The sequence below is a fragment of the Bacillus sp. H1a genome, from assembly GCF_000633475.1.
Lineage (GTDB): Bacteria > Bacillota > Bacilli > Bacillales > Bacillaceae_G > Bacillus_A > Bacillus_A paramycoides.
Genome location: NZ_AYMH01000094.1, coordinates 1 through 2,611 on the forward strand (window position 1 = coordinate 1; position 2,611 = coordinate 2,611).

Below are 2,611 nucleotides of genomic sequence, written 5' to 3' on the forward strand. Positions count from 1 at the left end.
AAAGCGTTATTTGCGCGACACGTTTCCTTATAAGTGCGCAATCATGAAATAGGAGGGTTATCAAGTTGATAACAACAACTGATTGACTGAAAGTAGGAATGAAAGCCGTCATGTTGAGCTGAAACTACTTATCTAATACTCCTACATGCAAGGCGTGATAGTAGTCACAAATTGTATGAAGCTAGGTGAAGTCGGCTGAACAAAACCTAAGTGAGAAATCATATGGTAATGGATAGGTCGGGATGTTACAAAATATCTATGGTGAGGATGTCCGATAGGACTGACGAACTTGCGAATGTACGGGTCTAAACGCTTGATACATCAGAAATGTGTATGTCGTCGATGACGACGTTATCTACCGAAAAGTAAGAGTAAATAATATGAAATTCGGGACATCTAACGATGAGGATGTAAAGATAACAGGCTTACAGCAAGTACCTAAGGATATATGTATAGCTAGGTCAATCGGAACGTGGTAAGCAAGAAACTGTCATCAACGCCTACTAGCGGACAGATGCATATAAGGTTCTAACGAACCGAAATTGCTTCATTCTTGTGAAGGTGGGGACACAGTACCGACGAAGCATGTAACGAATGTGGAGGGATAGTCCCTAGTCTTGTTCTTTGAAAACTAAATTAACTAGATGTAACTCACAGGATCGAGTAAGATGATGGGACTTTTCGTAAGAAAGGGGAAATAATACATCGGTGAGTACAACAATACGACATGCAGAATATTACGATATACAGAAAGTGTTTGATGATTTATATCAACGTAGTGAAAATAACGCTACTAAAGGTGTAAATCTATATAAATACATCATATCAAAAGAAAATATTCTATTGGCATATAGAAATATAAAGGCTAACAATGGTTCTAAAACTAAAGGAACAGATGGTATCACAATCGACCATTATAAAATGGAAGATGTAAATTCCTTCGTTGATGATATTAGAAAAACTCTCACAAATTACAAACCAAATACGGTACGTAGGGTAGAAATACCTAAACCAAATGGAAAGAAACGCCCATTAGGAATCCCTACAATGAGAGATAGATTGATTCAACAAATGTTCAAACAGGTTCTAGAATCAATATGCGAGGCAAAATTCTACAAGCATTCATATGGATTCAGACCTAACAGGTCAACACACCATGCAATGGCTAGGTGTCAATATTTGATAAACAGAGGAAGATTTAGTCACGTAGTAGACATTGATATACAAGGTTTCTTTGACAACGTGAACCATTCCAAGTTATTAAAATAACTATACAACATAGGCATGACTGATAAAAGGGTGCTAACAATTATCTCTAAAATGTTAAAAGCACCAATCAAAGGAGAAGGTATTCCTACAAAAGGAACTCCGCAAGGAGGAATCCTAAGCCCATTACTCAGTAATGTTGTATTAAACGATTTGGATTGGTGGATATCTAGTCAATGGGAGAATATTAAAACAAGAAGACCATACACAACAGCAACCAAAAATCCATTGCTGATAAAAGCAAAATTGAAGAAAATGCATATCGTTAGATACGCAGATGATTTTAAAATATTTACTAACAACCACCAATCTGCAATCAAGATATTCCATGCAGTAGAAGGTTATCTCAAAAATCAATTAAACCTTAATATATCTAATGAAAAATCGACTATAACTAACCTAAAAAGAAAATCTTCCGATTTTCTGGGGTTCTCTATCAAATCTGTTAAAAAGCGCAAAAGATATGTGGCAAACACACATGTAAGCGAGAAAAAGAAAAAGGATATCCTTGAAAAAGCAAAGACAAGGATTAAAGCAATTCAAAAGAGTCCAACAGCAAAAACAGTATGGGACTATAATTCCTATGTGCTTGGTATCAAAAATTATTACAGAATCGCAACGCATGTGAATATAGACTTTGTTGAAATAGCCTTTCGTCTCTCGAAAACCTTGTTTAATCGTCTAAAATCAATAGGGAAATATAAAATTCCTACCAATGCTAACGCATTATACAAAAAAATTCACAGGAACAATTATAGAACCTTTGAAATAGCAGGTAATCATGTATATCCACTAGCGGATATACAAACACAATTTCCTCAAAATTTCAGTCAAGACATATGTAATTATACTGAAAAGGGAAGACAAAAACTCATCAAAAGCCTAAAAGGTAGCATTACTAATGCAATACAAAAAATGTTGCTATCCTCCAGTAAAGGGAAAAGCATGGAGTATACAGATAACAGAATATCGAGATATTCCATGCAAAACGGCAAGTGTGCTGTCACAGGAACCTTTTTGCTAGCTGATGATGCACACTGTCATCACAAAGTGCCGTAAGGTATAGGGGGAACTGACGAGTTCAATAACCTAATCATTGTACATGAATTAGTCCACAGACTGATACACGCTACAAATGAAGAGACGATTAGAAAATATATGAGAATACTTCAATTGAATGATAAACAATTGAAGAAAATAAACAAACTTCGTAAAGCTTGTAATCTAGTTACTTTAGTATAGAAGAATAAGATGGGACGCTGTATGCGATGAAAGTCGCACGTACAGTGTTAAGCGGGGGAAAAGATGGAGATAACTTCAAAGTTTTACCTATCGCAACGAATAG

The 2,611-nt window shown here is 35.6% G+C and carries 1 pseudogene; it reads left to right on the forward strand.

Annotated features, from left to right (window positions below):
* The first annotated feature begins 708 nt into the window (after positions 1–708).
* Positions 709–2,508: pseudogene (gene ltrA / locus U860_RS32245) on the forward strand (group II intron reverse transcriptase/maturase).
* The last annotated feature ends 103 nt before the right edge of the window (positions 2,509–2,611 follow it).